The organism is Serratia sp. (in: enterobacteria), from assembly GCF_046715635.1.
GTDB lineage: Bacteria > Pseudomonadota > Gammaproteobacteria > Enterobacterales > Enterobacteriaceae > Chania.
The window spans coordinates 1-4,941 of record NZ_JBKJYW010000496.1 but is presented as its reverse complement, the minus strand read 5'-3'; the positions used below and the strand labels follow the sequence as shown (position 1 = coordinate 4,941).

Annotated in this window: 4 protein-coding genes; 3 read left to right on the top strand and 1 reads right to left on the bottom strand. The window is 54.6% G+C overall.

All coding sequences use genetic code 11. The features are described 5' to 3' along the window. Positions 1-367 precede the first annotated feature (367 nt). Together ACLQ7H_RS25365 and ampE are read left to right on the top strand one after the other, a co-directional pair. Entirely contained in the window at positions 368-736 is a 369-nt protein-coding gene (locus ACLQ7H_RS25365; protein ID WP_411755057.1) for a hypothetical protein, read from the top strand. 355 nt (positions 737-1,091) lie between these two features. Next, positions 1,092-1,946, top strand: a complete 855-nt coding sequence (gene ampE / locus ACLQ7H_RS25360; protein ID WP_411755056.1) for a beta-lactamase regulator AmpE — start codon at positions 1,092-1,094, stop codon at positions 1,944-1,946. A gap of 37 nt (positions 1,947-1,983) precedes the next feature. Here ampE and hemL read toward each other — a convergent pair whose 3' ends face one another. Further along, on the bottom strand, positions 1,984-3,273 hold the full coding sequence (gene hemL, locus ACLQ7H_RS25355) for a glutamate-1-semialdehyde 2,1-aminomutase (protein ID WP_411755055.1): 1,290 nt from the start codon (positions 3,271-3,273) through the stop codon (positions 1,984-1,986). Positions 3,274-3,450: 177 nt separating this feature from the next. Here hemL and clcA point away from each other — a divergent pair, with 177 nt between their 5' ends. Further along, entirely contained in the window at positions 3,451-4,878 is a 1,428-nt protein-coding gene (gene clcA, locus ACLQ7H_RS25350; RefSeq protein WP_411755054.1) for a H(+)/Cl(-) exchange transporter ClcA, read from the top strand. Positions 4,879-4,941 lie beyond the last annotated feature (63 nt).

Sequence of the window (4,941 nt, the reverse complement as noted above, 5' to 3'; positions counted from 1 at the left end):
CCATAAGCTCTCCCGCGGGCTTGTTGTCCCAGAGGGGAATCGGGCTGTGGCGTCAGGTACTACTCGGTTAAAGTCTACCCACCTTTGGGGGGGTAATTAAAGTACCTTTAAACATACAAGGGGACTGAATGTGCCACAATTTTACTCCCACATCTGACCTTAACACGGGCGCGACAATGCAGCGCCCCTACGGCGTGCCACCTTAGCCATACTGCAAGTTGTTCTACCAACAGCACAACTGCATTGAATATCTCAACCTTTCGTTATTTGACATACTGTTTATCCAGACAGTGTTCTGCTGGGTTAATTAACTCATCAATAGAGTTTTCTAATAACTTACACCACAGGTGTATTACGAGGATTTAATATGAAAATGTTACCGTTAAATGTTCTCTATCGACTGTATAAAGCAGAGGTTGGCGATACCATTGATAATACCTATGTTCGTCTAACTGGCGGTTGGATGACCGATGATGATCGTAGTGTCGATAATAATGGGTTGCTCCAGAGAAGTACTATCTACCAGTTCGCATTTAAGGATTTATCCGATGGGCAATACTATAAAGCAAGTCAAGGTGCCAAAGCAGTGATCGTTCCCGATTCCAACGGTTACTCTGTGGTAAGGTATAAAGAGCCATTCAGTGATCCTTCGAATTACCCTCATACCGTGTATACTTGCCAATATTCAACAAATGCAGTGAGTGTGGCTGAATATACGGAAGCGTTGCAGCCTTAATATTATTGAAGGCCAATGGTGACGAACGTGTTTTTTAACCTATAACGTTTTAATCATGAGGCAATCAGGCCTATATTCAGTATTAATAAGATGCAGGATATAGGCCATTCACCGCGTTATTTTAGGACTACGTTTGGGCAACTGAAAATAGTGTCCGTCAAGATGATTTTTTGTACTGACTGGCATCAACAGGCCGCGAGTGCCGGGGACAGTGCTTGATGTGGTAGCGCAGGTAACTAATCCATTTATTATCAATGAATTAAATTCACTTCTCGTAAACATGCTACTCTGCTGCTGGAACTCGTACCACCGCAAGCATTATGCTGGGGAACAGACAGAAGGAGAGGATTAGCTAATGACGCTGTTTACGCTGTTACTGGTTTTGGCGTGGGAACGCCTGTTTAAACTGGGTGAGCACTGGCAGTTGGACCATCGTTTAGAAGTGGTGTTTCAGCGGCTGCATCGGTTTTCTTTGGCACAAACGTTGGCGATGACCCTGGTCTGGATGTTCGTCGTCTGGGGTATCCTGTGGTTGGTCCAGGGCCTGTTCTTCGGTGTTGTGGCGCTACTGTTGTGGATTGTGATTGGTCTGCTGTGCGTTGGGGCCGGGATCACACGTAAACATTATCGGGCCTATCTGCAGGCTGCACGCCAGGGCGATACCCACGCCAGCGATCAGATGGCGGAAGAGCTGGCGCTGATCCACGGTTTACCGGTGCAGTGCAGCGAAGAAGAACGCTTGCGTGAATTGCAAAACGCCCTGTTGTGGATTAACTATCGCTACTATCTGGCACCGCTGTTCTGGTTTGCGGTGTGCGGGCCATATGGGCCGCTCGCTCTGGCAGGCTATGCTTTTCTGCGCGCCTACCAAACCTGGCTGGCACGGCATCATTCACCGCTGCAACGCTCACAAACGGGGATCGACTTCCTGCTGCATGTGTTGGACTGGATCCCGGTTCGTCTGGCTGGGGTGGGGTATGCGCTGATTGGGCATGGTGAACGGGCGCTGCCCGCGTGGGTTGCATCGCTTGGGGATCGTCATACTCCGCAGTATCAGGTGCTGACGCGTTTGGCGCAGTTCTCTCTGGCCCGTGAGCCGCATATGGACCCGGTTCAGACGCCGCGCGCAGCGGTAACGTTAGCGCGTAAAGTGACCCTGATTGTGGTGGTGGTCGTGGCGATATTGACGATTTACGGTACCTTGCTCTGAAGGTAACAGCGGGCGCCGAGTGGCGCCCGCCGGAAGATTACAGCTTGGCGAAGCAGCGGCGCGCGGCATCGACGGTGCGCTGAATATCTTCGTCGCTGTGTGCGACAGACATAAAGCCAGCCTCGAACGCCGACGGGGCCAGATAAACCCCCTCATCCAACATCAGATGGAAGAAGCGCTTGAAGCGTTCGACATCGCAACCCATCACGTCCTGATAGCAGGTGACCGCTGGCGCATCGGTAAAGAACAGCCCGAACATGCCGCCTACATGGTTGACGACAAACGGGATATTCTCTGCCTTGGCCGCCGCCAACAGGCCTTCTGCCAGCTTGTTGGTCAGTTCGGTCAAGGTCTGGTGAATGCCAACCTGGGAAACCTCGGTCAGGCAGGCGAAACCGGCGGCCATGGCAATCGGGTTGCCAGACAGCGTACCAGCCTGATACACCGGCCCGGTAGGTGCCAGTGCGGCCATCACTTCACGGCGGCCACCGAAGGCTCCCACCGGCATACCACCACCGATAATTTTGCCCAGGCAGGTCAGGTCCGGCACCACATCGTAATAAGACTGAGCACCGGCCAGCGCGACGCGGAAACCGGTCATCACTTCGTCAATGATCAACAGTGCGCCATACTTGTCGCACAGAGTGCGCAGGCCCGGCAGGAAGTCCGGCTGCGGTGGAATGCAGTTCATGTTGCCCGCGACCGGCTCAACGATGATACAGGCGATCTCTGAAGGGTACTGCTCGAATGCGGTACGCACGGAGTCGAGATCGTTATAGGTACAGGTCAGCGTGTGCTTGGCGAAGTCTGCCGGCACGCCCGGTGAGTTCGGCTGGCCCAGCGTCAGTGCGCCGGAACCAGCTTTCACCAGCAGGCAGTCGGCGTGGCCGTGGTAGCAGCCTTCAAACTTGATGATCTTGTCGCGGTTGGTGTAACCCCGTGCCAGACGAATGGCGCTCATGGTGGCTTCGGTACCGGAGTTCACCATACGTACCATATCCATCGTTGGGACCAGGGTGGTCACCAACTCGGCCATTTTCACTTCCATCTCGGTAGGAGCGCCGAAGCTCAGGCCGCGCTGTGCCGCCTCGATCACCGCATTGCGGATCGCCGGATGGTTATGGCCCAGCACCATCGGGCCCCAGGAACCGACATAATCGATATAGGCTTTACCATCGGCATCAAACAGATAGGCACCGTCGGCACGTTCGATAAACAGCGGGGTACCGCCTACACCGGTGAATGCACGCACTGGGGAGTTGACTCCACCTGGGATCAGCTGTTGCGCCTGGGCGTACAGACTTTCGGACTTACTGTGTAAGCTCATAAACCGGCTCCTGGGTTTGCTTTTGAATGATTTGACCGCGCTATTCTAGTGGAGAGTACGCAGAGATGAAACGTCCATAGAACGATACCTATTTTGAGGGGGCGGTAGGACAACGGCTGAGCTAGAATAGCTTACATCGCTAGTAGTCTGATTTTTCACTTCAATAATGAATCCACTATGACTGAATTACAGCAACAGCCTCCTGCGGCCTCAGGCGTGCGCCTGACTCGCAATGATAGAATCCGTCAGTTTATTCGCCAGGATAAAACCCCGGTTGCCATCCTGATCATGGCGGCGGTGGTAGGGACGTTGGCGGGATTGTTGGGTGTCGCTTTTGATAAAGCGGTGGAGTGGGTGCAACAGCAGCGGCTGTCGGGCCTGGCCTCTGTCGCCAACTCCTGGATCCTGGTGTGGCCGCTGGCGTTTGTTTTCTCCGCCGTGCTGGCCGCTGGCGGATTTTATCTGGTTAAACGCTTTGCGCCAGAAGCGGGTGGTTCGGGGATCCCGGAGATCGAAGGGGCGCTGGAAGAGCTACGCCCGGTGCGCTGGTGGCGAGTGATCCCGGTGAAATTTATCGGCGGTATGGGGACACTCGGCGCTGGCATGGTGCTGGGGCGCGAAGGGCCGACGGTACAGATGGGGGCCAATGCCGGGCGAATGGTGCTGGATATTTTCCGTATGCGCAGTGCGGAAGCGCGCCACTCCATGCTGGCCACCGGTGCCGCAGCCGGTCTCTCCGCCGCGTTCAATGCCCCCTTGGCGGGGATCCTGTTTGTGATTGAAGAGATGCGCCCGCAGTTTCGTTACAACCTGATATCCATCAAGGCGGTGTTTATCGGCGTGATTATGTCGAGCATTGTCTTTCGCATCTTTAATGGTGAAAGTCCGCTGATCGAAGTGGGCAAACTCGCTTCGGCACCGCTCAATACGCTGTGGTTGTACCTGGTGCTGGGGACGGTGTTTGGCGCGGTGGGGGTGATGTTTAATGCGTTGGTGTTTCGTACGCAGGATATGTTTGCCCGTTTCCATGGTGGCAAGATGAGCAAGATCCTGCTGATTGGTGCCCTGCTGGGGGGCGTTTGTGGCGTGCTTGGGCTGATCGAGCCAGCCGCGGCGGGTGGCGGTTCGGCCTTGATCCCGATCGCGGCAGCGGGCAATTACAGCGTAGGCATGCTGCTGTTTATCTTTATCGCCCGCGTGGTTACTACGCTGCTCTGTTTCGGTTCAGGCGCTCCGGGCGGTATTTTTGCGCCGATGCTCGCTTTGGGGACGCTGCTAGGCACCGCTTTTGGCCTGTTCAGCGGTCACCTGTTCCCTGAATACGGCCTTGAGGCCGGCACCTTTGCGATTGCGGGCATGGGGGCGCTGTTTGCCGCTACCGTGCGTGCTCCGTTAACCGGTATTGTGCTGGTATTGGAAATGACGGATAACTATCAGCTGATTTTACCGATGATCATCACCTGTCTGGGCGCGACCCTGGTGGCACAGTTCATGGGCGGTAAGCCATTGTATTCCGCCATTTTAGCCCGCACTTTACAAAGGCAGCAGCAGGAATTGGCCGAGAAAACAGGTAAAGAAAATACAACAAATGCGGTGAATACTTGAACGCAACACTCAGGTATTAGATAATCAGCACCATTAATCAGGTTACCGTCGTCGTCGCCTGAT